This is a genomic window from Dactylosporangium sucinum (assembly GCF_014647515.1).
In the GTDB taxonomy this organism is placed as follows: domain Bacteria; phylum Actinomycetota; class Actinomycetes; order Mycobacteriales; family Micromonosporaceae; genus Dactylosporangium; species Dactylosporangium sucinum.
The window spans coordinates 70,585-93,396 of record NZ_BMPI01000043.1 but is presented as its reverse complement, the minus strand read 5'-3'; the positions used below and the strand labels follow the sequence as shown (position 1 = coordinate 93,396).

The 22,812-nt window shown below is 74.1% G+C and carries 21 protein-coding genes; 6 read left to right on the top strand and 15 right to left on the bottom strand.

Going from position 1 to position 22,812, the window contains the following annotated elements:
• Positions 1–100: 100 nt before the first annotated feature.
• The 4 genes from IEZ31_RS35825 to pgsA are packed head-to-tail and all read right to left on the bottom strand — an operon-like array spanning position 101 to position 3,245.
• A complete protein-coding gene (locus tag IEZ31_RS35825; protein WP_190254510.1) occupies positions 101–568 on the bottom strand; it encodes a hypothetical protein in 468 nt (155 codons plus the stop codon).
• 10 nt (positions 569–578) lie between these two features.
• A complete protein-coding gene (locus tag IEZ31_RS35820) occupies positions 579–1,709 on the bottom strand; it encodes a glycosyltransferase family 4 protein (protein ID WP_190254509.1) in 1,131 nt (376 codons plus the stop codon).
• Positions 1,710–1,719: 10 nt separating this feature from the next.
• Positions 1,720–2,637: a phosphatidylinositol mannoside acyltransferase gene (locus IEZ31_RS35815; protein WP_190254508.1), complete on the bottom strand. Its 918-nt coding sequence runs from the start codon at positions 2,635–2,637 to the stop codon at positions 1,720–1,722.
• Positions 2,634–3,245: a phosphatidylinositol phosphate synthase gene (gene pgsA / locus IEZ31_RS35810; RefSeq protein WP_190254507.1), complete on the bottom strand. Its 612-nt coding sequence runs from the start codon at positions 3,243–3,245 to the stop codon at positions 2,634–2,636. Before pgsA ends, IEZ31_RS35815 begins: the two co-directional genes overlap by 4 nt.
• Positions 3,246–3,438: 193 nt before the next feature.
• On the opposite strand from pgsA, the gene IEZ31_RS35805 reads away from it, so the two are divergent.
• Positions 3,439–5,601, top strand: coding sequence for an elongation factor G-like protein EF-G2 (locus IEZ31_RS35805; protein WP_190254506.1), 2,163 nt, complete (start codon positions 3,439–3,441; stop codon positions 5,599–5,601).
• Positions 5,602–5,704: 103 nt separating this feature from the next.
• Positions 5,705–6,727: a DUF695 domain-containing protein gene (locus IEZ31_RS35800; protein ID WP_190254505.1), complete on the top strand. Its 1,023-nt coding sequence runs from the start codon at positions 5,705–5,707 to the stop codon at positions 6,725–6,727.
• 3 nt (positions 6,728–6,730) lie between these two features.
• Here the strand turns inward: IEZ31_RS35800 and IEZ31_RS35795 are convergent, their stop codons facing one another.
• From IEZ31_RS35795 to IEZ31_RS35765, 7 genes are all read right to left on the bottom strand, one after another.
• Positions 6,731–7,246 (bottom strand): HIT family protein, encoded by a 516-nt coding sequence (locus IEZ31_RS35795; protein WP_190254504.1) that lies wholly within the window; start codon positions 7,244–7,246, stop codon positions 6,731–6,733.
• A 79-nt stretch (positions 7,247–7,325) separates the two neighbouring features.
• Positions 7,326–9,326: a threonine--tRNA ligase gene (gene thrS / locus IEZ31_RS35790; RefSeq protein WP_190254503.1), complete on the bottom strand. Its 2,001-nt coding sequence runs from the start codon at positions 9,324–9,326 to the stop codon at positions 7,326–7,328.
• Positions 9,327–9,379: 53 nt separating this feature from the next.
• A complete protein-coding gene (locus IEZ31_RS35785; protein WP_190254502.1) occupies positions 9,380–9,964 on the bottom strand; it encodes a phosphatase PAP2 family protein in 585 nt (194 codons plus the stop codon).
• Positions 9,965–10,563: 599 nt separating this feature from the next.
• On the bottom strand, positions 10,564–12,972 hold the full coding sequence (locus tag IEZ31_RS35780; protein WP_229836150.1) for a VIT domain-containing protein: 2,409 nt from the start codon (positions 12,970–12,972) through the stop codon (positions 10,564–10,566).
• Positions 12,969–13,748, bottom strand: coding sequence for a MerR family transcriptional regulator (locus tag IEZ31_RS35775; protein WP_190254501.1), 780 nt, complete (start codon positions 13,746–13,748; stop codon positions 12,969–12,971). Before IEZ31_RS35775 ends, IEZ31_RS35780 begins: the two co-directional genes overlap by 4 nt.
• Before the next feature lie 19 nt (positions 13,749–13,767).
• Positions 13,768–15,111 carry a sensor histidine kinase gene (locus tag IEZ31_RS35770; RefSeq protein WP_229836149.1) on the bottom strand — a complete coding sequence of 448 codons (1,344 nt, stop codon included), beginning with the start codon at positions 15,109–15,111 and terminating at the stop codon, positions 13,768–13,770.
• 138 nt (positions 15,112–15,249) lie between these two features.
• Entirely contained in the window at positions 15,250–15,906 is a 657-nt protein-coding gene (locus tag IEZ31_RS35765; RefSeq protein ID WP_190254500.1) for a response regulator transcription factor, read from the bottom strand.
• 98 nt (positions 15,907–16,004) lie between these two features.
• Between IEZ31_RS35765 and IEZ31_RS35760 the strand changes: the two genes are divergently transcribed.
• Positions 16,005–17,120 (top strand): LolA family protein, encoded by a 1,116-nt coding sequence (locus IEZ31_RS35760; protein WP_190254499.1) that lies wholly within the window; start codon positions 16,005–16,007, stop codon positions 17,118–17,120.
• A gap of 7 nt (positions 17,121–17,127) precedes the next feature.
• Here the strand turns inward: IEZ31_RS35760 and IEZ31_RS35755 are convergent, their stop codons facing one another.
• A complete protein-coding gene (locus tag IEZ31_RS35755; protein ID WP_190254498.1) occupies positions 17,128–17,985 on the bottom strand; it encodes an MHYT domain-containing protein in 858 nt (285 codons plus the stop codon).
• An 87-nt stretch (positions 17,986–18,072) separates the two neighbouring features.
• On the opposite strand from IEZ31_RS35755, the gene IEZ31_RS35750 reads away from it, so the two are divergent.
• Complete coding sequence (locus IEZ31_RS35750; protein ID WP_190254497.1) at positions 18,073–18,297, top strand: hypothetical protein; 225 nt, start codon at positions 18,073–18,075, stop codon at positions 18,295–18,297.
• Between the two features lie 7 nt (positions 18,298–18,304).
• On the opposite strand, the gene IEZ31_RS35745 is transcribed toward IEZ31_RS35750, so the two are convergent.
• Positions 18,305–18,484, bottom strand: coding sequence for a hypothetical protein (locus IEZ31_RS35745; protein WP_190254496.1), 180 nt, complete (start codon positions 18,482–18,484; stop codon positions 18,305–18,307).
• A gap of 45 nt (positions 18,485–18,529) precedes the next feature.
• Between IEZ31_RS35745 and IEZ31_RS35740 the strand changes: the two genes are divergently transcribed.
• The gene (locus tag IEZ31_RS35740; RefSeq protein ID WP_190254495.1) at positions 18,530–19,618 is read left to right on the top strand and encodes a DNA glycosylase AlkZ-like family protein; all 1,089 of its coding nucleotides are present in this window, start codon (positions 18,530–18,532) and stop codon (positions 19,616–19,618) included.
• On the opposite strand, the gene IEZ31_RS35735 is transcribed toward IEZ31_RS35740, so the two are convergent.
• Complete coding sequence (locus IEZ31_RS35735) at positions 19,615–20,169, bottom strand: TIGR03086 family metal-binding protein (RefSeq protein WP_190254494.1); 555 nt, start codon at positions 20,167–20,169, stop codon at positions 19,615–19,617. The genes IEZ31_RS35740 and IEZ31_RS35735 overlap by 4 nt on opposite strands.
• A 37-nt stretch (positions 20,170–20,206) precedes the next feature.
• Here IEZ31_RS35735 and IEZ31_RS35730 point away from each other — a divergent pair, with 37 nt between their 5' ends.
• Positions 20,207–20,536 carry a hypothetical protein gene (locus IEZ31_RS35730; protein ID WP_190254493.1) on the top strand — a complete coding sequence of 110 codons (330 nt, stop codon included), beginning with the start codon at positions 20,207–20,209 and terminating at the stop codon, positions 20,534–20,536.
• Positions 20,537–20,545: 9 nt separating this feature from the next.
• Here the strand turns inward: IEZ31_RS35730 and IEZ31_RS35725 are convergent, their stop codons facing one another.
• A complete protein-coding gene (locus tag IEZ31_RS35725) occupies positions 20,546–22,165 on the bottom strand; it encodes a CocE/NonD family hydrolase (protein WP_190254492.1) in 1,620 nt (539 codons plus the stop codon).
• Between the last annotated feature and the right edge of the window lie 647 nt (positions 22,166–22,812).

The window sequence follows — 22,812 nt, the reverse complement described above, 5'->3', positions numbered from 1 at the left end:
GCGCGGGGCGCGGGGCGAGCGCGGGGCGCGGGGCGAGCGCGGGGCGCGGGGCGAGCGCGGGGCGCGGGGCGAGCGCGCGGGGGCGCGAGGGGCCCGTGGGTCAGGTCAGGGAGGGGTCGTCGACGTCGAAGTACGCCGGGCGGGGGTGCTTGCGGGCCAGCCGGAACAGCCGGATCAGCGGCCGCCGGCGGACCGCCAGCGCGTCGCGCACCACGTCGTTGTGGACCTGGCGGGCCAGCGCCACGCGGCGGCTGACCTGCACCAGCTGCTCCAGCACGTCCTGCGGGGCGCCGTCCACCGTGCGCAGGTGGCGGGTCAGGTCGTTCTCGGCCACCTCGCGGTCGTCCGGGGCCGCGTCCAAGGCTATCCGGGCCGCGTACATCAGCGTCGGGAGCTGAGCGGCCTCCGCCAGGGCCACCGCCGCGGCGGCTCGGCGGACCAGGTGGGCGTCCAGGGTCGCGTACGCCGCCGCGGCCCGGGCGTGCAGGCGGTCGACGCGGGCGGCCAGCCAGGTGAAGTATGTCGCGATCGCCACCACCACCGCCACCACGGCGATCACCCACCACATGCGGCGCAGCCTACGGGACGGACTCCTGGACCGTCGCTCCGGCGACCTCGATCGCGGTCGAGTACACCTCCAGGACGCGCTCCGCGACGACCGGCCAGTCGTAGGCGGCGACCACCGCGGTCGCCCGGGCGGCCAGGGCGGCGCGGCGGGCCGGGTCGTCCAGCAACGCGCCGGCGACCTGGGCCAGGGCAGCGGCGTCGCCGACCGGGAACAGGGCGCCCGCCTGGCCGCCGTCGAGGACGCGGCGGAAGGCGTCGAGGTCGCTGGCCACGACCGGGGTGCCGGCCGACATCGCCTCGGTGAGGATCATGCCGAACGACTCGCCGCCGGTGTTCGGGGCGATGTACAGATCGACGCTGCGCAGCATCCGGGCCTTGTCCTCCTCGGAGACCTTGCCGAGGAACACGATGCGGTCACGCGCCGCGGCCGGCACGCCGGAGAGCACCTCGTCGACGTCGCCGGGGCCGGCCACCAGCAGGCGCAGGCCGGGTCGCTCGGCCGCCAGCTGCGCGAACGCGCTCAGGAGGTACGGGAAACCCTTCCGCGGCTCGGTGAACCGCCCGAGGAACCCCAGCGCGCCGTCGCCCGGCCAGCCGTCGAGGGGCTCGGCGGTGCGGTACTTCGACACCTGCACCCCGTTGGGGATCTCCCACGCGCTCCCGCCCAGGTGCTCGACCTGGACCTTGCGCGCCAGCTCACTGACCGCGATCCGCCCGGTGATCTTCTCCAGCACCAGCTGGAGCACGCCTTGCGCGGCGGCGAGGGCGCGCGAGCGGGTCATGGCGGTGTGGAACGTGGCGACGACCGGGCCGCGCGCCGACAGTACTGCCAGCATCGACAGGCTCGGGATGAGCGGCTCGTGGACGTGCAGCACGTCGAAGCGGCCGGCGGCCAGCCAGCGCCGCACCCGGGTGGCCGAGATCAGCCCGAACGACACGCGGGCGACCGAGCCGTTGTAGGGCACCGGGACCGTGCGCCCGGCCGGCACGACATAGGGCAGCGTCATGCTCTCCTCGTCGCCGGGGGCGAGGACGCTGACGTGGTGGCCGAGGGCGATGAGCGTCTCGGCGAGGTCGCGGACGTGGTTCTGGACGCCGCCGGGCACGTCGAACGAGTACGGGCAGACGATGCCGATGCGCAAGGACCCCTCCTCAGCCCACGGTGCTCTTGGCCGGCTCGTCGAGCCAGAGCCGCTGCAGCATGTGCCAGTCCTCCGGGTGGCGCGCGATGCCCGCGGCGAGCTGGTCGGCGACCCGCTGGGTGACCAGCCGCACGCGCACGTCGAGCGAACCCTCGTCGGCCGCCGGCATCGGGATCGGGCCGACCAGGCTGCCCGCCGCCGCATCCGCATCGAACCACATGTCGACCACGTACAGGGGCGCGCCGGTCCGCAGCGCGAGCAGCCCCGGCCCGGCCGGCATCCTGGTCCGGCCGCCGAAGAACTCGACCTCGACCCCGCGGGCGGTGAGGTCACGGTCGGCGAGCAGCGGCACGACCGCCCCCGCGCGGACGCGCTCCTCGAGCACGTCGAACGGCGGGCGCTCGCCGCCATTCGTCGGCAGGATCTCCATACCCAGGGAGCGGCGGAAATGCAGGAACTTGAGGTACACGCTCTCGGGCTTGAGCCGCTCGGCGACCGTCGTGATGGGCCAGCCGTTCGCGGCGACCCAGGCGCCGGCGGCGTCCCAGTTGCCGCCGTGCGGCAGGGCGACCACCGACCCGACGCCGTTGGCCACGTTCTCCCCGAGCAGGTGGCCGCGCTCCAGCCGGAACCCGCGCAGGATCTGCTCCTTCGAGCGGCCGGGCAGCTGGAAGGCCTCCAGGTAGTAGCGCCCGTACGAGCGCAGGGCCCGGTGCAGCAGCGCCGCGAACTCCGCCTCGGGCATCTCGTCGCCGACCACCCGGCGGAGGTTCGACGCGAGCGTCGCGGTCCCGCGGCCGGCCCGGCCGCGACGGTACGCGCGGGCGGCACGGGAAGCGACCGCGCCGACGAGCGGCCAGACCGCACCCCGCGGCAGCTTCGGCAGCAGCGTGAACGCGGCGCCGTAGCCGGCCTCGACCAGGCTCATCGGGCGTACGCCTGGCGGTACACCTCGGCCATCCGCTGGCCGATCGTGACGATCGACAGCGCGCCGAGCACCCACATGACGATCTCCAGCCCGTAGGGCACGCCGAAGCCCCACAGCACGCCGCCGATGCCGATGCCGACCAGCCGCTCGGCGCGCTCGATGAGCCCGACGTTGGCGGTCATCCCCAGGCCCTCGGCGCGGGCCTTCACGTAGGAGACGACCTGGCCGGTGAGCAGGCACAGCAGGGCGGCCGCGACGAGCCGCGGCTCGTGCTGGGTGGCGTACCAGTACGCGATCGAGCCGAAGATCGCGCCGTCGGCGACCCGGTCCATCGACGAGTCGAGGAACGCCCCGAACTTGTTCGTGATGCCCCGCTGCCGGGCCATGGCGCCGTCGATCATGTCGGTGAGGCAGCTCAGGGTGATGATCACGAGCGCGATGACGAAATGTCCGCGGGTCGCGAAGCCGAGTGCGCCCACCAGCACGCCGACGGTGCCGGCGACGGTGACTGCGTTGGGGGTCACTCCGGCGCGCAGGAGCGCGGCGGCGACCGGGTCGACGATGCGGGCCAATGAGGCCCTGCTGACTACGCTGAGGATCTTCGCCATGGCGCTCTCACGATAACCGCGGTGGAGCTTGCCGGATACCAGCCCGTGGGCCTGCTCACGGTGCTTGAGTAAACCCCAGGTCGTGAGGAGCGCCGGCAGGCTTGTGTCGGTGAAGTTTCGGGTGTGGGATCGGTGAACAGGTCGTGACTGTGAGACTGCTCACAGAAGACATGCTCCAGACGGGAGGCGCGTGATGGCGCAGAAGGTCCAGGAGAAGGGGGTCACCGGCACGGCGCCGGTGGTTGATGACCCCGGCAGGGTACGCAACGTGGTGATCGTCGGGCACTCCGGATCCGGCAAGACGACGCTGGTCGAGGCGCTGCTCGCGGCGACCGGCACGATCGGCCGGCCGGGCGTGGTGACCGAGGGCACCACGGTCACCGACCACGATCCGGCGGCGGTGAAGCAGCAGCGCTCGGTGACGCTGTCCTGCGCCCCGCTCATGCACGGCGAAATCAAGGTCAACCTGCTCGACACGCCCGGGTACGCCGACTTCGTCGGCGAGTTGCGGGCCGGGCTGCGGGCCGCCGACGCGGCGCTGTTCGTGGTGTCGGCAGTCGACGGCATGGACGCGGCCACGGCCGCGCTCTGGGAGGAGTGCGCCGCGGTCGGCATGCCCCGCGCGGTGGCGGTCGCCCGCCTCGACCACCAGCGGGCCGACTTCGACGAGGCCCTCGCCCGCTGCCAGGAGGTCTTCGGCGACAACGTCATGCCGCTGTACCTGCCGATGCTCGGCGACGACGGCTCGTCCGTCGAGGGCCTCATCGGCCTCATCACCCAGCGGGTCTTCGACTACTCCGCCGGTTTCCCGCCCCAGGTGCGCGACCCCGATCCCGAGCACCTGCCGGCGATCGAGGAGTCGCGCAACACGCTGCTGGAGGGAATCATCGCCGAGAGCGAGGACGAGACCCTCATGGAGCGGTACCTCGGCGGCGAGGACATCGAGACCGGCGTGGTCATCGACGACCTGGAGAAGGCCGTCGCCCGCGGCACGTTCTACCCGGTCGTGCCGGTCTGCGCCGAGACCCGGGTCGGGCTCGACGCGCTGCTGGAGGTGCTGACCAGCGGGTTCCCGTCGCCGCTGGAGCACACGGTGCCGCCGGTGAGCGACCTCGACGGCAACCCGCACGCGCCGCTGCGGTGCGACCCGGGCGGCCCGCTCATCGCCGAGGTGGTCAAGACGACGATCGACCCGTACGTCGGCCGCGTCTCTCTCGTGCGCGTCTTCTCCGGCACGCTGCGCCCGGAGCACCCCGTCCACATCTCGGGCCACGGCATGGCCGAGCGCGGCCACCCCGACCACGACGCCGACGAGCGGTTCGCGCACCTGTTCTCGCCGCTGGGCGCGCACCTGCGCGAGGTGCCGTACGCGGTCGCGGGCGACCTGGTCGCGATCACCAAGTCCGGCACGGCGGAGACCGGCGACACGATCTCCGGCAAGGACGACCCGATGCTCATGGCGCCCTGGGTGATGCCCGAGCCGCTGCTGCCGATCGCGATCGTCGCCAAGACGCGCTCGGACGAGGACGCCCTGGCCAAGAACCTGGGGCGGCTCGTGGCCGGCGACCCGACCCTGCGGCTGGAGCGCAACGCCGAGACCCACCAGCTGGTGCTGTGGTGCATGGGCGAGGCGCACGCCGACGTCGTGCTGGACCGGCTGCGGGCCGGCGGGGTCGAGCTCGACACCGAGCCGGTGAAGGTCGCCCTGCGCGAGACGTTCGCCGCGGCGAGCCAGGGCCACGGCCGGCACGTCAAGCAGTCCGGCGGCCACGGGCAGTACGCGGTCTGCGACATCAGGGTCGAGCCCCTGCCGCGCGGCTCCGGGTTCGAGTTCGTCGACAAGATCGTCGGCGGCGTCGTCCCGCACAACTACATCCCCTCGGTCGAGAAGGGCGTCCGGTCGCAGATGGAACGCGGCATGGTCGCCGGCTACCCGGTCGTCGACGTGCGGGTGACGCTCTTCGACGGCAAGGCGCACTCGGTCGACTCGTCCGACGCGGCGTTCCAGACCGCCGGCGCGCTCGCCCTGCGCGAGGCCGCCGAGCACGGCCAGACCACGCTGCTGGAGCCGATCGACGAGGTCACCATCCGGATCCCCGACGAGTTCGTCGGCGCGGTGATGAGCGACCTGTCCGGCCGGCGCGGCCGCGTGCTGGGCAACGAGCCCGACCCGGCCGGCCACGAACGGACCCTGGTGCGCGCCGAGGTCCCGGCGACCGAGCTGGTCCGCTACGCGGTCGAGCTGCGCGCGATGACGTCGGGCGCGGGCACCTTCAGCCGCGCGTTCGTCCGCCACGACCCGATGCCCTCCCACCTGGCCGAGGCCGTGAAGAAGGAGCACGCCGCAACCCGCTGACCCCCCTTCGCGCCGATCTTGCAGTTGTGGTGCCCGGATCGCCCGGCAATCGCCAGGTTTGGCCGGCACCACAACTGCAAGATCAACACAGTAGGGTGGGCGGGTGATCTTCTCGCGGAGGAAGAGGCAGGACTCCGGGCGGGCGGCGATCGTCGACTTCTGGGCCTGGTGGCCCGCCGCGCGGCCGCGGGTCGAGGCGGCGGTCTCGTCCGGGGACTGGAGCGCGCTGACGAGCGAGGTCAGCGGGCGGGTCGCCGCCGTCCACAAGGACCTGGCATGGGAGTTCTCCCGCGGTACCGGAGCGAAACACGCCCTGGTCGTGTCCTGCGGCGGCGATCCCGCGCTGCGCAGCGTGGCCGCCCGCTGGCACGCGCTGGCGCCGGCCGGTGACCCCGACTGGGAGTACCACACCGCCCGCCAGCCCGACTTCGACACCCTGCGCGCCAAGATCGACATCGGCGGGGCCGAGCTGGACCTGACCGAGCTGCGGATCGCGTTCACCCGCGACCCCGACCGGCCGGAGATCGACGTCGTGGTGTTCCACCCGCGCTTCGCCGTGGTGCCCGACGCCGTCCGGGGGCAGGTCTCGTTCCTGGTGCTCGACTGGGTGCTCGGCGAGAACGGCGTCGAGGAGTGGGTCGGCGCGGTCGAGTGGACCGCCGACGAGCCGGACGGCGCCGCGGACCCGCTGCGGCTGGCCGAGGCGGTCGCCGACCTGCGCGCGGAGTACCGCGAGCCGCAGTGGGTCGTCTTCTCCGGCACCCTGCGCGGGATGCCCCTGACCGGGCTGGCCCAGCGGCCGCTGCGCTCGGTGCGCTGGCCGCGGTTCGACACGCACGTGGCCGTGACGCTGCCGTTCGCCGCCGAGGAGAACGGGCTGCCCGACGACGAGACCCTCGCCGGGCTGCGGGAGTTCGAGGACACGGTACTGGCCGGAGCGCTCGGCGACGCCGACGGCGAGCTGCTCGTCGTGGAGACCAGCCGGGGCGAGCGGACGCTGCACTACTACGCCGACGGGGCCACGCCGGTCGCGGACGAGCTCATCGAGGCGGCGAAGCGCTGGCCGCGGGCCCGGGCCGAGCGCTCGCTCGACCCGGCGTTCGACGCGATCGCGCAGTTCCGCTAGCCCTTACGCCGGCCAGGCCTCGGCCAGCAGCTTCCGGGTGTCGGTCAGCAGCTGGGGCAGGACCTTCGTGCGGCCGACGACCGGCATGAAGTTCGTGTCGCCGCCCCACCTGGGCACGATGTGCTGGTGCAGGTGGGCGGCGATGCCCGCGCCGGCCACGGCGCCCTGGTTCATGCCGAGGTTGAACCCGTGCGCCCCGCTGACCTTGCGGACCGTGCGCATCGCGGCCTGGGTGAACGACGCGACCTCGGCCGTCTCGCCGTCGGTCAGGTCGGTGTAGTCCGCGATGTGCCGGTAGGGCACGACCATGAGGTGGCCCGGGTTGTACGGGTACAGGTTGAGCACCGCGTAGACCAGCGTGCCCCGGGCGACGACGAGGCTGTCCTCCTCCGGCAGGCCGGGCGCCCGGCAGAACGGGCACCCGGTCGGCTCGTCGTGGTCGCCGGCGCGGTCCTCCTTGATGTACGCCATCCGGTGCGGCGTCCAGAGGCGCTCGAGATCGTCCGGGACGCTCGTCATGCGACCTCCGCTTCGCTCCGGCCGCCCGGCGTCAGGCTGAGCCGATGACGCCCGGCCCCTCCGCATGGCTCTGCACCGGTCATGATGCGGACGGGCCCTCGTTGACGCGGGACCGGACGATCTCGGCCACGTGGGCGACCGCCTCGTCGAGCGGGACGCCGTTGCGCTGGGAGCCGTCGCGGTACCGGAACGACACCGTGCCGGCCGTGACGTCGTCGTCGCCGGCGATCGCCATGAACGGCACCTTCTGCTGCTGGGCCGTGCGGATCTTCTTCTGCATCCGCTCGTCGGAGTGGTCGACCTCGACCCGGATGCCCTCCTGGCGCAGCCGGGCGGCGAACCCGTCGAGATACTCGCCGTGGTCGGCGCGGATCGGGATGCCGACCACCTGCACCGGGGCCAGCCAGGCCGGGAACGCGCCCGCGTAGTGCTCGGTGAGCACGCCGAAGAACCGCTCGATCGAGCCGAACAGCGCCCGGTGGATCATGACCGGCCGCTGGCGGGTGCCGTCGGCGGCCTGGTACTCCAGCTCGAAGCGCTCCGGCAGGTTGAAGTCGAGCTGGATCGTCGACATCTGCCAGGTGCGGCCGATCGCGTCGCGGGCCTGCACCGAGATCTTCGGCCCGTAGAAGGCGGCGCCGCCCGGGTCCGGCACAAGGTCGAGACCGGACTCGGTGGCGACCCGGCGCAGGGTCTCGGTCGCGGTCTCCCAGACCTCGTCGGAGCCGACGTACTTGTCCGGGTTCTTGGTCGACAGCTCGAGGTAGAAGTCGGTGAGGCCGTAGTCCTTGAGCAGGTCGAGCACGAACTGCAGCAGCGAGGCGAGCTCGCTCTCGATCTGCTCCGGGGTGCAGAAGATGTGCGCGTCGTCCTGGGTCATGCCGCGCACCCGGGTCAGGCCGTGGATGACGCCGGACTTCTCGTACCGGTACACCGTGCCGAACTCGAACATCCGCAGCGGCAGCTCCCGGTAGGACCGGCCGCGCGAGCGGAAGATCAGGTCGTGCATCGGGCAGTTCATCGGCTTGAGGTAGTAGTTCGCGCCCTCGACCTCCATGGGCGGGAACATCCCGTCGGCATACCAGTCCAGGTGGCCCGACACCTCGTAGAGGTGGCCCTTGGTGATGTGCGGGGTGTTGACGAACGAATACCCCGCCTCCTCGTGCCGCTGGCGCGAGTAGTTCTCCATCTCGCGGCGGATGATGCCGCCCTTCGGGTGGAACACCGGCAGGCCGGAGCCCAGCTCGTCGGGGAAGCTGAACAGGTCGAGGTCGAGGCCCAGCTTGCGGTGGTCGCGGCGGGCCGCCTCCTCCAGCAGGCGCTGGTACTCCTTCAGCGCGTCCCGGGTCGGCCACGCGGTGCCGTAGACCCGCTGCAGCTGCGGGTTCTTCTCCGAGCCGCGCCAGTAGGCGGCGGCGCTGCGGGTCAGCTTGAACGCCTGGATCAGGCGGGTGGTCGGCAGGTGCGGGCCGCGGCACAGGTCGGACCAGCAGACCCGGTCCTCCTTGGCGTCGAGGTTGTCGTAGATCGTCAGCTCGCCGCCGCCGACCTCCATGACCTCACTCGTGTCGACGTCGCTCTTGACGTCCACCAGTTCGAGCTTGAACGGCTCGTCCTTGAGCTCCTGCTTGGCCTGCTCGACCGAGTCGAACCGGCGCCGGCGGAACCGCTGCCCCGACTTGACGATCTCCTGCATCCGCTTCTCGAGCTTCTCGAGATCGTCGGGCTGGAACGGCTTGGTGACCTGGAAGTCGTAGTAGAACCCGTTCTCGATCGGCGGGCCGATGCCGAGCTTGGCCTCCGGGAACAGGTCCTGCACGGCCTGCGCGAGCACGTGCGCGGTCGAGTGGCGCAGCACGTTGAGCCCGTCGGGCGAGGACAGGTCGACGGCCTCGACCTCGACGTCCTGCTCCGGCGTCCAGTCGAGGTCCCGCAGCCGGCCGTCCGCCTCGCGGACGACGACGATCGCCTTCGGCCCGCTGGCCGGCAGCCCGGCGGCGGCCACCGCGGCGCCGGCCGTCGTGCCTGCGGTGACCACGATGCGCGGCGGGGCTTCGGCGACGGGGCGCGCTGTGGACACGATGGGCTCCCATGGATCGGTCGGCGGGTTTCCTCCCGATGCTATCGGGGCACTCAGCGCAGGGCGGAGAACACCCCTCCGGCGACGGCGGCGCCGACGAGCGTACCGACGACGACCTGCGCCACGGTGTGGTCCTTGAGCACGACCCGCGACCAACCGACGGCCGCCGCGAGCGGCGCGGTCAGGACGAGTCCCCAGCCGTACACCAGCATCAGGATCACGACCGACCCGGCCGCGACGGCGGCGTGGATCGACATCTTCCACCAGTGGCTGACCCCGGCCGCCACGACCAGCCCGACCCCGCCGGCGACCACGGCCGCGAGCAGCTCCCGGGCCGCCCCCGCCCAGACGAGCACCCCGAACCCGGCGACGACGGACCCCAGCCCGACGAGCAGCGGCCCCCGCCGCTGGCGGTGGTCGCCGACGTGGTGGTCGGTGAGCGCGCCGGTGCGGACCCCGCGCAGGATGTACAGGAAGGGCAGCACGCTCTCGAACAGCGCCGCGACCACCCCGAGCGCGATCCCGCGGCGAAGGTTACCGGGCTCGCTGTGGACGGCGAGGAGCACGAGCAGCACCGACACGAGCGCGGCCGGCGCGAAGGCCTCGGTGACGACCCGGGCGACCCGTTCCCTGATCACCGCTGCACCCTAGCGGGCAACGGAGAGCGGCCGGCCGATGTGCTCCCCCGTTTTCGAGCACATCGACCGGCCGCTCCGCCGGGTGCGGCGTGGCATCCGGGGCCACGCCGCGGCCTGTGGGTGTTGGATGGGTGCTTTTCCTGACAAACCGGTCAGCCGTGCGCCGAGCACCACCACGAGACGAGTCGCAACGACGGTCGTGGGTTTCGTGCTCGCCGCGGATTCCGGTGGCGTCGTGACACCGCGCGGTCGGGTCGGCCGGCGGCGCACGGATGGCCTGGGAGGTCGCGGATGGCCTGGGCGGTCGCGATGGGCTGGGCGGTCGCGGATGGGCTGGGCGGTCGCGGATGGCCTGGGCGGTCGCGGTGAGCGGGCTCGCGGTGCTCGGCCGCTCCAGGTTGACGGCGATGCCGCACGGCACCGCGCCAGGACCAGCGTCCGATGCCACCGCGGGCCACGGCGCCACCGCCGCGACCGTCAACCGCCACGACCGTCAACCGCCACGACCGTCAACCGCCACGGCCGTCAACCGCCACGACCGTCCACCGCCGCGGCCGGGCCAGGCCGCGGCGGGGTCGTTCAGCCGCGCGGGCGGCGGGTCAGCGCTTCCAGAACGCTCCCCTCGGCGCCGCCGGTGGCGGGTTGCCCGCCGCCTTGTCCAGCAGGTCGAGGGCCAGCTGCCACAGCTCGGCCAGCGGACGGGTGGCGAGCGCGGCCGGGTTCAGGGCGTCGACCAGGGGCTCGAGCTGGACCAGGGCCAGCGCCGCCAGGCGGGTGCGCAGGTCCTCCAGCAGCTCGCGCCGCTCCCACTCGGGGGCGTCGGCCGCCTCGCGGAGGCGGGCCGCCTCCTGGGCCGCCAGCTCCCGGACCTCGACGACCTGCGCGCGGGCCTGCTCGGCCTGCGGGTGGGCCGGCGCCGGCACCGGGCGCATCGCGCGGGCCGACCCGCGCCCGCGCAGCTTGCGGGCCATGCCCCCACCGCCGGCGCCCGGGGGGAATGGGCGAGGCGCGGCGGTCGGGTACGGCGCCGCACTCGGCGCGGGCGGCGGGCCGGCGGCCAGCGGCATGCTCGCCGGCGCGGACGCGAAGGGCGCGGCCATCGACGCGGCGCGCATCGGCTGCATGAGCGGCGGCGGAACGGCGGTCGGTAACTCCCACCCGGCCGGTGTCTCGACCGGCTGGGTCACCCGGCGCGGCTCCTTGCCGTCGGTGACCACGCGGGTGTCGACCGCCACGAACGCGGTGAAGCGGCACAGCACCCCGAACCGCAGCGACACCTTCGTGATCCGGTCCTCGAGGTCGTCGGCCGAGTGGGTGCCGGAGACGTAGGCGTCCTCCAGGTCGCGCAGCAGCGCCCGGGCCCACACCTGCGTGAGGGCGGGGTTGTCGTGCCGCTCGCCGGTGACCGTCGCCGACCAGGGACGGCCGTCGCGGGTCGCGCCCGAGACGGTGATCGAGCCGGCGGGGGCCCCGCGGTAGCGCCCGGCGATCACGAACGGCACGCCGGGGAAGACGTCGGGCAGCCGGGCCGGGGCCCGGGTGTCGTCGATCAGGTCGAGGCCCGACGGCGTGAGCTGCACGCCGGTGACGACCGGGGCGCCGATGCGCCGGTGGATGTGGTCCATGGCGGCGTCGAGCCGGTCCTCGCTCTCGACCAGCTCGCAGCGGCCGCCGCCGGCGATCGCGAGCCGGCCCAGGAAGCCGGCGTTGACGGCCTGGTCGATGCCGACGGTGTGGACCCGGACGCCGCGCAGCGCCGCCGAGACGGTGCGCAGGATCTGGTCCTCGTTGCCGACCTGGCCGTCGGTGACCAGCACCAGGACCCGGTCGCGGGCGGTGTCGTCGAGCAGCTTGAGCCCGTCGAGCAGCGGCTGGAGCAGCTCGGTGCCGCCGCGGGCGTCCATGCGGGCCAGGTGCTCGACCGCACGGTAGCGGTTGCGGTCGCCCCCCGGGACCAGCCCCGCGGGCAGCGACGGCGGCGCCTCGACGCGGTCGTCGAAGGCGAGCACCGCGAACCGGTCGTGCGCGCCGAGCGTGTCGACGATCCGGGCGGCGGCGCGGCGGGCCGCGACCATCTTCCAGCCGGCCATGCTGCCGGAGCGGTCGAGCAGCAGCACCACGTCCTTGGGCCGGGGCGGCGCGTCGGAGGCCGGCGGGAGCACGGTCAGCCGGAACGTGCCCTCCTCGCCGCCGGCGTCGGGCGTGAGCACCAGGCTCTGCGTGCCGGCGCCGTAGCCGATCCGCAGCACGAAGTCGCGGTCGGCCCGCTCCCCCGGCCGGACGACCAGGTGCCCGTCCTGCTCCTCGACCGCGTGCAGGCTGGAGCGCACGTCGCCGAGCGGGAGCCCGGCCGGGTCGAGCGCGACGTCGATCGACAGGCGCAGCGGGTTGGGGAAGCCGGGCAGCAGCACCGGCGGGCTGATCCGCGAGGCGTCCGGCACCGCGTCGGTGTCGAGCGCGTGCCCGCCGCCGACGCTGTCACCGTCGAGCGCGACACCCGGGATGTACCGCGGCGCCACCACCAGCGGGAACCGGTACGTCGCCTCCCCGTCCTCGAACGCGAGCGGCCCCACCAGCGCGAGCGTCACGCTGACCCGCTCGCCGGGCAGGATGTTGCCGACCCGCATGGTGAACACGTCGGGCCGCTCCTCCTCGGCGATCGAGGCGCGCTGGCCGGCGGCGATGGCCGCGTCATAGGCCTCCCGGGCGGCGCCGCGCTCCTGCAGCTGTGCCTCCACGACCCGCCCGTCGGCCGTCATCGTCATGCGGGTGACGGCGGCCCGGTCGGGCAGCGGGAAGATGTAGGTGGCCTCCAGCGCGGTGGCGTGGACGTTGACGAACTCCTGGGTGAGCTCCGTGCGGGCGACCAGCCCGGTGATCGCGGTCCGCACGTCGAGTCGGTCGAGGGGCAGGTTGCCGCGCTCGGTGCGCAGCGCGCCGAGCCCGGCCTCGTCCGCGGGGGCGGCGACCCGAGCGGCCTCCGCCTCGGTCATCGTGGCGACGTTCATTGCGCACTCCCTGGATTCGGCTCGGCGGGCGTCGGAGTATCGGCGTCTGTCTGCGTGGTAAGTTCGGCTGTGACAGCGGTGTGTAGCGGGCGCGGCAGCAGCCCGCGCGCCATCAGGTCCTCGATCAGGGGCCGGGCGGCGGCCCGGACGGCAGCCGCGTCGGCGGCCCCGAGGGAGCCCGGCAGCAGGAGCACCGCCCCGCCGCCCAGCGGCACCCCGGTCATGAGCGGACCGCCACCGGCATCCCGCGGCGGGTCGAGCCCGGGGACGGGCACCAGCAGCTGCGGTGGCGCGGGCGGCTGGGCCGGCACGGGCGGCGACGCGGGCGAGGGCAGCGCCGGAGGGTTCCGCCGCGTCGCCGGCCCCGGCGCCTCGGTCCAGAACCGGCGCCGGGCCGGCCCCGCGGCCGCCTCGGCGACACTGTCACTGACACTGTCACCTTCGGCGACGGGTCCGGCCTCCGGCAGGCGCGCGATCGCCCGCAGCGTCTCGTCCGGCGCGTCGGCCAGCTCGGCCTGGATGTCGGCGATCTTGCGCCCCTCCGACTGCCGGCGCTTGACGGCGACCAGCTGCAGCAGGTGGCGCGGCCCGTACAGGGCCGTGCGCCCGCGCATCGCCGGCCGGTCCACCAGGCCGATGGTCGTATACCACCGGATGGCCCGGCTGTCGGGCACGTCGCGGACCCGGCCGTTGGGGGCTCCCGCGTAAGCGGAGCCGCCGAGCGCGGCCGCCACGCGGGCCGTCAGCTCGTCGAGCGTCCATCCTGTCGCGGTCATGCCGACAACTATGACACTGTCACATAACACTGTCAAGGAGCCGGGGCAGCCGCACCTCGGCGCGGATGCCGGGCCGGGCGTCCGTCAGCCGGACGCTGCCGCCGTGCTGGCGGACCAGCTCGCGGACGATGGCCAGGCCGAGGCCGGTGCCGCCGGCGTCGCGGGCCCGGCCGTCGTCGAGCCGGGCGAAGCGGTCGAACACCCGCTCGCGCAGCGCCGCCGGGATGCCCTCGCCGTCGTCGGTCACGGTGACCAGGATGTGGCCGCCCTCGGCCTCGGCGGCCAGGACCACCGCGGTGCGGGCGTGACGCACGCCGTTGTCGATCAGGTTCAGCACGATCCGGCGCATCGCGTCCGGGTCGGCCTCGACCCACAGGGACTCCCCCGGCCGCACGCGGACCGTGTCGTACCGCCGGGCGAGGTCAGCCAGCAGCGTCGGCAGCTCGACCGGCTCCCGGGCGCCGGGCCGCCCGTCGGAGGCGTCGGCCCGCGCGAGCAGCAGCAGGTCGTCGACCAGGCGGGTCAGCCGGTCGATGTCGGCGAGCAGGTCGTCGGAGGCGCTGGCCCAGTCGCCGAGCTTCTGGGCGACCTCGACCTGGATCCGCATGCTCGCGAGCGGGCTGCGCAGCTCGTGGGCGGCGTCGGCGATGAACGAGCGCTGGCGGGCCCGCGACTGGGCCAGCCGGTCGATCATGTGGTTGAGGGTCACGGCCAGGCGCTGGATCTCGTCCCGGGACGGCGGCACGGGCAGCCGCTCGTCGGTCGCCACGCCGGTGATCCGCTCGGCGCCGGCGCGCAGCCGGTCGACCGGCGACAGCGCCTGGCCGACCACCCGCCAGGCGATGGCGACGAGGACGGCGACGAGCGCCGGGTACGTCACCCAGAGCGCGTTCTTCAGCAGCTCCTGGCTGCGGCTGTAGTCGCCGAGCGGCACGCCGACGACGACGACCCGGTCGGGCTGCACCTGCCGCGCGGTGACCCGCAGCCGGTCCGGCTGCAGCGCGCGGTCGCCCGGCACGGTGACCCGCTGGCCGGACAGCGCGTGGGCGAGCTCGTCGGGCCGCAGCACCGGCACGAGCAGATCGGCGTTGCGGTCGCCGGCGACGACCCGGTGGCCGCCGTCGAGCACCTGCACCACCTGGCCGGCCGGGGCGGGCAGCGGCGACGGCAGCTGGCCGCCCTCGTTGAGCAGGTTGGCGATCTCGGTCACGGTGGCGTCGGCCGAGCGGTCGAGTGTCCCGCGGAAGCTGTACGTCATCGCGGTGGCCATCGCCACGCCCGCGATGGCCAGCCCGACGACGAGCCCGCTCGTCCCCAGCAGCACCAGCCGGCCCCGCAGGGACAGCCGCGACCACCACTTCACGCCGCCTCCGCTTCGCTCCGGCGGCGCGAAGCCGCACCCTGAACCTCCCGGTGAGCGGCCCCTCCGCTCCGCTGCGGACCGCTCACGCCGCACCCTGAACCTCCCGGTGAGCGGCCCCTCCGCTCCGCTGCGGACCGCTCACGCCTTGAGCCGGTATCCGGCGCCGCGGACCGTCTCGAGGGCGTCCCGGCCCAGCTTGCGGCGCAGGTAGCCGACGTAGACCTCGACCGCGTTCGGTGCCGTGTCGATGCTCGCGTCCCACACGTGGTCGAGCAGCTCGGTCTTCGACACAACCTGACCGGGGCGGCGCATGAGGTACTCCAGCAGCGCATACTCCCGGGCGGTGAGCACGATCTCGGCCCCGCCGCTGGTCACCCGCCGCCGCGCCGGGTCGAGGGTCAGCTCCCCGACGGTGAGCACGCTGGGCCGCTCCGGCGCGCCCCGGCGCAGCAGCGCCCGCAGGCGGGCGACGAGCACCACGTAGGAGAACGGCTTGGTCAGGTAGTCGTCGGCCCCGCAGTCGAGCCCGTCGGCCTGGTCGTACTCGCCGTCCTTCGCCGAGAGCATGAGCACCGGCACCCAGTTCTTCTCGGCGCGCAGGGTCTGCACCACACGGTACCCGGACAGGCCGGGCAGCATGATGTCCAGGATCACCGCGTCGTAGCCGCCGTGCCGGGCCATCTCCAGCCCGTTCGGACCGTCGCCGGCCACGTCCACGGCAAAGCCCTCGGCCTGGAGCCCGCGCTGCAGCGCGTGCGCCATCCGCATCTCGTCCTCCACCACCAGCAACCGCACGGGACCCAGCGTGTCACGCTGTGCTGTGGAGCGGCACAGGCGGTCTCAGCGATGTCACAGGCGGCTCCGAGCAACATGGTCGGCAGGAGGTGTACCCAATGTCCAACTTCACGTCACGACCCGTCCTTCGGTGGGCGGTGCCCGCGGCTGCTGCGGTCGCTGTGGTCGGTGCGGGCGTGGCCGCGAAGACCCTCGCCGTCGCCGCCGAGCCCGACCTGCCGCCGCGCACTGCCGCGCAGTTGCTCGTCGACCTGCAGACCGCCCGTCTCGACGGGCTGTCCGGCACGGTCGTCGAGCGGGCCGACCTCGGCCTGCCGGCGATCCCGACCCTGACCGGGGAACAGAGCGCCGAACTGACGTCGCTGGTCTCCGGCAAGCACACGCTGCGCGTCTGGTACTCCGGGCCGGACAAGGCCCGCGTCTCGCTCCTGGGCACCCAGGGGCAGAGCGATGTGATCCACAACGGCGCCGACACGTGGATCTGGAGCAGCAAGGACGCCAAGGCCCAGCACTTCAAGTCCGACCCGGCCAAGGCCGACGACAAGGGTCCGGCCGGCATCCCGAGCGACCTGCCGAAGTCGCCGCAGGAGGCCGCCGACCTGGCCCTCAAGGCCATCGACCCGTCGACCCAGGTCTCGACCGGCAACTCGGCGCGCATCGCCGGTCGCAACGCCTACGAGCTGATCCTCCGGCCGCGCGACACCGCGTCGCTGGTCAGCGAGATCCGGCTCGCGATCGACGCCCAGGAGAAGCTGCCGCTGCGCGTGCAGGTCCTCGCCAAGGGCCAGGCCAGCCCGGCCTTCGAGGTGGCGTTCACGCAGGTGAGCTTCACCCGGCCGGACGACGCCCAGTTCGTCTTCAACCCGCCGGCCGGCACCAAGGTCGAGGAGGCCGACCCGGCGAAGATCGAGGAAGAGCACCAGCAGAAGCAGCCCGACCTGACCAAGGGCGCCGAGCCCAAGACCACGGTCGTCGGGACCGGCTGGACCTCGGTGTTCGTCATGCGCTCCTCGTCGCCGGCCGGGGCCGACCCGGCCGAGGAGCAGAAGGCGCAGGACGTGATCAACCAGCTGCCGGTCGGCAACGGCGGCCGGACGTTCAACAGCAAGCTGTTCAGCGTCCTGATCACCGACGACGGCCGGGTGCTCGTCGGCGCGGTGACCCCGGAGCGGCTGGCCCAGGTGGCGGCCGACCCGGCGGCGCAGTTGAAGTAACCCAGCCTCACCGATGGGACGGGACCGCGGCGTCGCCGCGGTCCCGTTGCCGTTGCTCCAGCTGCCGCGCGGCCGCCGCCCGGGTGAGCGTCGCGACCGAGTACATGTCCCGGGCCCGGCGCAGCAGCGCCTCCTCCCGCGCCGTGTCCTGGCGCACGGCGAGGCCGACGGTGCTGTACGCGAGCCCGCTGAGCAGCACGCCGGCCACCACGCAGACCGGGACGAGCAGGGTGAACAGGCTCTGCCCGGGGATCTCCCCGGGGACGGGGGCGACCACCGCCCGTACCGACGCCATCACCGTGTAATGCGTGCTGCAGACGCCGATCGCCATGATGCCGGCCGCGCACAGCATCGCCGCCGTCCCCCGGACCACCGTCACGCACCACAGCGTGACCGTCGCGGCCACGATCGCGGCGACGGCCGCGGCGAGGAGCTGCCGCAGGTCGTACCCCACCGTCCCGGCGATCCGCATCGCCAGCGGCCCGCTGCCGTGCACGGCGGTCAGCCCGAGGCCGGTGAGGACACCGGCCGGCAGGATCTTCCACGCGCTGGGCCGCCCGAAGCCGACGAGGTACAGGCCGAGGCAGTGCACGACGACCGCGAGCCCCGGCCCGAGGGCGGTGACCGTCACGTCGTACCGCACGACCGTCCCGGGCACGTCGGCGCCGAGCAGGGCCATGAAGTGCGGCAGCCAGGTGCCGCAGGCGCCGAACGCGAGCGCGGCGAGGGTGAGCCAGCGGGCGCGGTGGTGGCCGCTGTACCCGCGGGAGCGCCCGGCCAGGTAGGTGCCGAGCAGGCAACCGAGGAACGCCAGGGCGAGGGCCAGCGCCGGCGTGAGCCAGCCGTACGCGAAGTGCTCGATCACGAAGGTCGATTCAGCCAGCCGGGCGGGCCGCCGCAGCGGACAGACTGTGCGTGTTTGTCGGGGTTGGCCCGGGGTACGCCGCCTGGTATGGATGAGTTCGACGAGTACGTCGAGCACCACTCGACGATCCGCTCGGGGGCCGCGGGGCGGGCCACGCAGGGCGAGGAGCTGCCCGAGGGCTCGGCCGAACAGGTCGACGAGGAACTGGCGGCGGGCTGGACGCCACCCGGCGGCACGCCGCCGGAGTCGGCCACGCGCCCGCCGGACATGACCGAGGTGCCCGACCCGGACGGTTCACACCACCCGCTCTAGGAGACGGTCAGCCCGCCGCCCAGTAGGGGTAGACGCTGTCGTCCGGCGCCGGCGGGTCGTCGGGCCGGTCGCGCCTGCTCTCGGTCTCCGTCAGCTCGACGCGCTCCTCCGGCCTGATCCGCGCCGGCAGCTCACCGAAGCGCACGTGGCGCAGGAACGCCAGCTCGTCGTCCGTGAACTCGTCCATGCGTCGATCCTCCGCCGCGGCCGCGCGCCCGGCAAGAATGGGTTGATGCCTGCCGTCGACCGCCGTACCGTGCTCGCCTACCGCACCCGCGCCAACCAGCTCCACGAGCGCCTCGACGCCGAGCCGGAGGCGCTCGCCGTGCTCGATCTCGGCGTGCCGAACGTGCCGGCCGGCACCGCCCGCCAGGCCCTCGCCGCCCGCACCACCCGGCCGCTGGACGGCGACCTGGCGCTGGTCTGGGCGACCCGCGGCGCCCCGCACCTGCACCGGCGGGCCGACCTGCCCGCGGTCGCGGCCGCCCTATGGCCGCTGAGCGACGCCGACGCGACCGCCCGGTTCGGCAGCACGCAGATTCCGGCGGGCGGGCCACTGGGCCTGGCGGCCTTCACCGCCGCTGCGGATGCCTTCTCCACGGGTGTACTGCGGGAGACCGCGAAAGGCGACGCCAGCCGGGCGGTCAGCGACCGGGTGCCCGCCGAGGTGACCTACGACTGCCGCGCCTGCGGGGCGACGCACATCTCGGGCGCGCTGTTCCAGCAGGCCGGCCTGGCCGGCGGGGTCCAGCTGGACGAGCCGGCGGCGAAGACCGTGCTCCGGCCGATCGACGGCTGGCCGGGGGTGCCGCGGGCGGCGGCCGGGACCGCCGGGCTGCTGCGCGCCTACCTGCGGATACTCGGGCCGGCGACGCCCGGCGACGCGGCGAAGTACCTCGGGACCACCGTCTCGGCGATCCGCCCGGCGTGGCCGGAAGACCTCGCCGAGGTGTCCGTCGGCGAAGGTGGGCGCAAGGCCTGGCTGCCGGCCGAGGACCTCGACGCCCTCCGCGCCGCCGAGCCGGTCGCGGGCGTGCGGCTGCTGCCGCCCTCCGACCCGTTCCTGCAGGCCCGCGACCGGTCGGTGCTCACGCCGGAGAAGGCCCGGGAGAAGGAGGTGTGGCGGATGCTCGGCAACCCCGGGGTCCTGCTGCACGACGGCGACCTCGCCGGCACCTGGCGCGGCACGGTGCGCAAGGGCCGGCTGGAGGTCGCGCTGACGCCGTGGGGCCGGCTGTCCACCGCGACCCGCTCGGCCGTGGAGGCCGAGGCGCAGACGATCGCCGTCGTGCGCGGCCTGCCCGAGGCGGTGCTGCGCTAGGGACGGCGCCCGATGAAGGCGAGGAGCCTCGTCTGCGGGTCGGCGTCGCCGGGGACCTCGACGCGGGGGCCGAAGTGGCCGCTGCCCCGCATGGCCGCCTCCGCGGGCCCCATGCCCTCCAGCATCCGCGCGCAGCGCTCCGGGTCGAGGGTGTCGTCCTGGCCGGTCGCGCGGGCCAGGTCCCAGGTGTGCATGAACACGTCCGACGTGTAGAACATCGTGATCGCCGCCGGCAGCGGCAGCTCGCCGACGTTGCGGTCGCGCAGCACGACCGACTCGCTCGCCGGGTCGTCGAGCAGGGCCTGGACGGCGGCGGCGTGCGCCTGCCAGGCGCCGGCCGGGTCGTCGTCGGGCGACGGGCCCTTCGGCAGCTCGATGCCCGCCCCGGCGGCCAGGAAGCCGGGCAGCCACTCGACGAGGTGGCGCACCACGTCGCGGGCCGCCCAGCCCGGGCAGGGGGACGGGGCGTCCCAGGTCCCGGGTCGCGCATGCTGGGTGAGCTCGGTGAATCGGCCGGCGATCGTGCGGTGTTCCTCGGCGGCGGTGGTCATCCGGACCCCTCTCGGGACGGGCGCCATACTGGACGGCATGGGTAACTTGATCGCGTTCGCGTCGCGGCGGCTGGTGGAGGACGAGTCGCTGGCCCCCGGATACGTGTACCACGATCCGGAGGACGCCACCCTCCCGCCGGCGCCGGACGGCCGCCGGGCGAGCGGCTGGAACCTCCTCGTGGGGGACGAGACCGACGAGCAGCTGGCCGACGCCGGCGAGCTGCTGATGCCCGACCTGGAGTGGCTCGTCGAGCGCTACCCGGCGTTCGGCAAGATCGTCAGCGCCGGCTCGGAGGGCCGCCAGTTCGAGTGGGACCCGGCCGAGGGCACGTACACCGACGTGGGCCCCTCGACGTTCGAGGACTGACGCCGCCGGTCAGCGGCCGTTCTCCTCGGCGGTGGGCGGCACCGGGAGCGTGATCGACGACGGGGCGAGCAGCTCCTGACGCACGGCGCGCAGCTCCAGCTCGTGGCCGAGCGGGGCGCCGGTGCCCGGGTTGCGCGAGAACCTCGGGTGGGCGCCGCCGCTGACCTGCACCCGGATGCGGTTGCCGGCGGCGAAGCGGTGGGCGGTGGGCCACAGCTCGACGCGCACCAGTTCGCCGTCCGGCTCGCGCACCCGGGCCAGGCCGTCGCAGATGTTCCAGGAGCGGCCCTGCTCGTCGACCTCGCACAGCCGGACGAAGACGTCGAAGTACGGGGCGGTGGCCCGCACGACGACGTCGGCGGCGACCGGGCCGATCACGTCGAGCGGCTCGGTCAGCGGCGGGGACGTGAACGTCAGGACGTCGGGGCGCGACTCCAGGGGACGGTTGTCGCGCCGGCCGGAGATCTTGCCGACCAGGCGCGGACCGCCCAGCGCCGGGGTCGGGTCCTTCGGGTCGTAGGTGAAGGCGTCGACGGGCTCGCCGTCGGGGCCGGGTGCGCGGTCCAGGCGTCCGCCGCTCCTGAGGTACCACCGCTGGCTCAGGCTGTCGGGCGGCGGCCAGTCCGCCATCTCGAGCCACCCGTCGGCCCCGCCGACGTGCACCCGGACCGGCCGCTCGCGCACCCGCTCCGGCCCGCCGGTGTGCGCCCGGAACCAGGCGACGGACTCGGCCGCGGAGTGCTGGAACAGCCCGGCGCTGCCGTGGTGCCAGGGCCCGACGGTGAGGTACGGCTGGCTGCCGGCCTTGCGCAGCGCCGCGTAGTCGGACAGTTGCCAGGGCAGGAAGATGTCGTACCAGCCGCCTATCATGAGGACCGGCGCGGTGACATGGGGCAGGCGGTGGGCGTGGCCGCGCTCGGTCCAGTAGGGCGCCGCGGGGTCGCCCTCGGCCAGCCACCGCTGGAAGAACTCGATCTCCGCCCCGGTGGTGATCCGGTCGGCCTCGGCCATCGGCACGCGGGCCAGCCCGCGCTGCAGCTTCGGCTGCCCGCGCAGCAGCTCGACGGCGTTCTCCAGCCGCGGGCCGCGCTGCGCCTCCAGCAGCGCCGACCAGGTGAGCACGGTGTCGAGCGAGAAGGCGCCGCCGGCGTAGGTGGGCGGCCCGAAGTCGGAGGCGGTGACGATGGTGGCCATCGCCTTGAGCTCGTCCCCGGCCTCGGCGGCGAGCGCCCACTGCACGAACCCGACGTAGCTGGGGCCGTAGGTGAGCAGCCGCCCGTCGTACCACGGCTGGCGCCGCAGCCAGTCGAGCGTGTCGAGCCCGTCCTCACGCTCCTGCAGCAGCGGCTCGAACGTCCCGCCCGAGTCGGCGGTCCCGCGGCACGACTGGATGAGCACATGGAACCCGCGCTGCGCGACGGCCCGGCAGAGCAGGCTGACCGGCGCGCCGCGGCCGTACGGTGTGCGGACGAGCACGGTGGGCAGGCTGGCGCCGAGCGCGGGCGCGTAGTGGTCGGCCCGCAGGATGGCGCCGTCGCGAGCCCGGACGGGGATGGCGCGCGTCACGTGGACCCGGTTGGCCAGCGGTGGCGGGAGTTTCAGCAAGCGACCGACCGGATCAAGCCTCATGCGACTTGAGTCTAGGAAGCGCGCTGACGCCCCGCACGCCGCGTCACCCCACCCACCCGCAGCTCCGCCACACCGCCCGCCCCGGCCGGCCCCCAGCCCCACTCGCCGCCCCGCATACCGCTCAGACGCTATTCGCCGCCCCGCAAACCGCTCAGCCCTACTCGCCGCCCCGCATACCACCGCGCTCAGCCCGCTCGCCGTCCCGCAAACCGCTCAGCCCCGCTCGCCGCTCCTCGCTCCGCTCAGCCCCCAGCGGCTCGCCGTCGCACGGTGCAGGGCCAACCCGCCGCCTCGTTTACTCCTTCAGCGCCCACCGGGCCGGTCCGGCGCCCAGCCTCACGGTGCTTGTCGCCGGGCGGGGCCGTGATCGTTGGACGGAATTGGCTGTCATGGCGACCGGAAGTCTCCATTGATCATGAGGGCGGGGGTGCCGGGGGTGCTTGCGGGGGGCGCCAGCGGAGGTTGGTCGGATCGGGTGGCTGTCGGTCCTTGAGGGGTGCGGGTAGATCGACCAACGTCTTTGGAGATGCGGCGGCTGACGGGGGCGTCCCTGGGCGGCGAGCAGCCGGGTGGGGGCTTGGGGCGACGGCGGTGGCAGCGGGTCGGGCCCACCCTGGTGGGCCCCACCCGCGGTGTCTGGCGGGAGC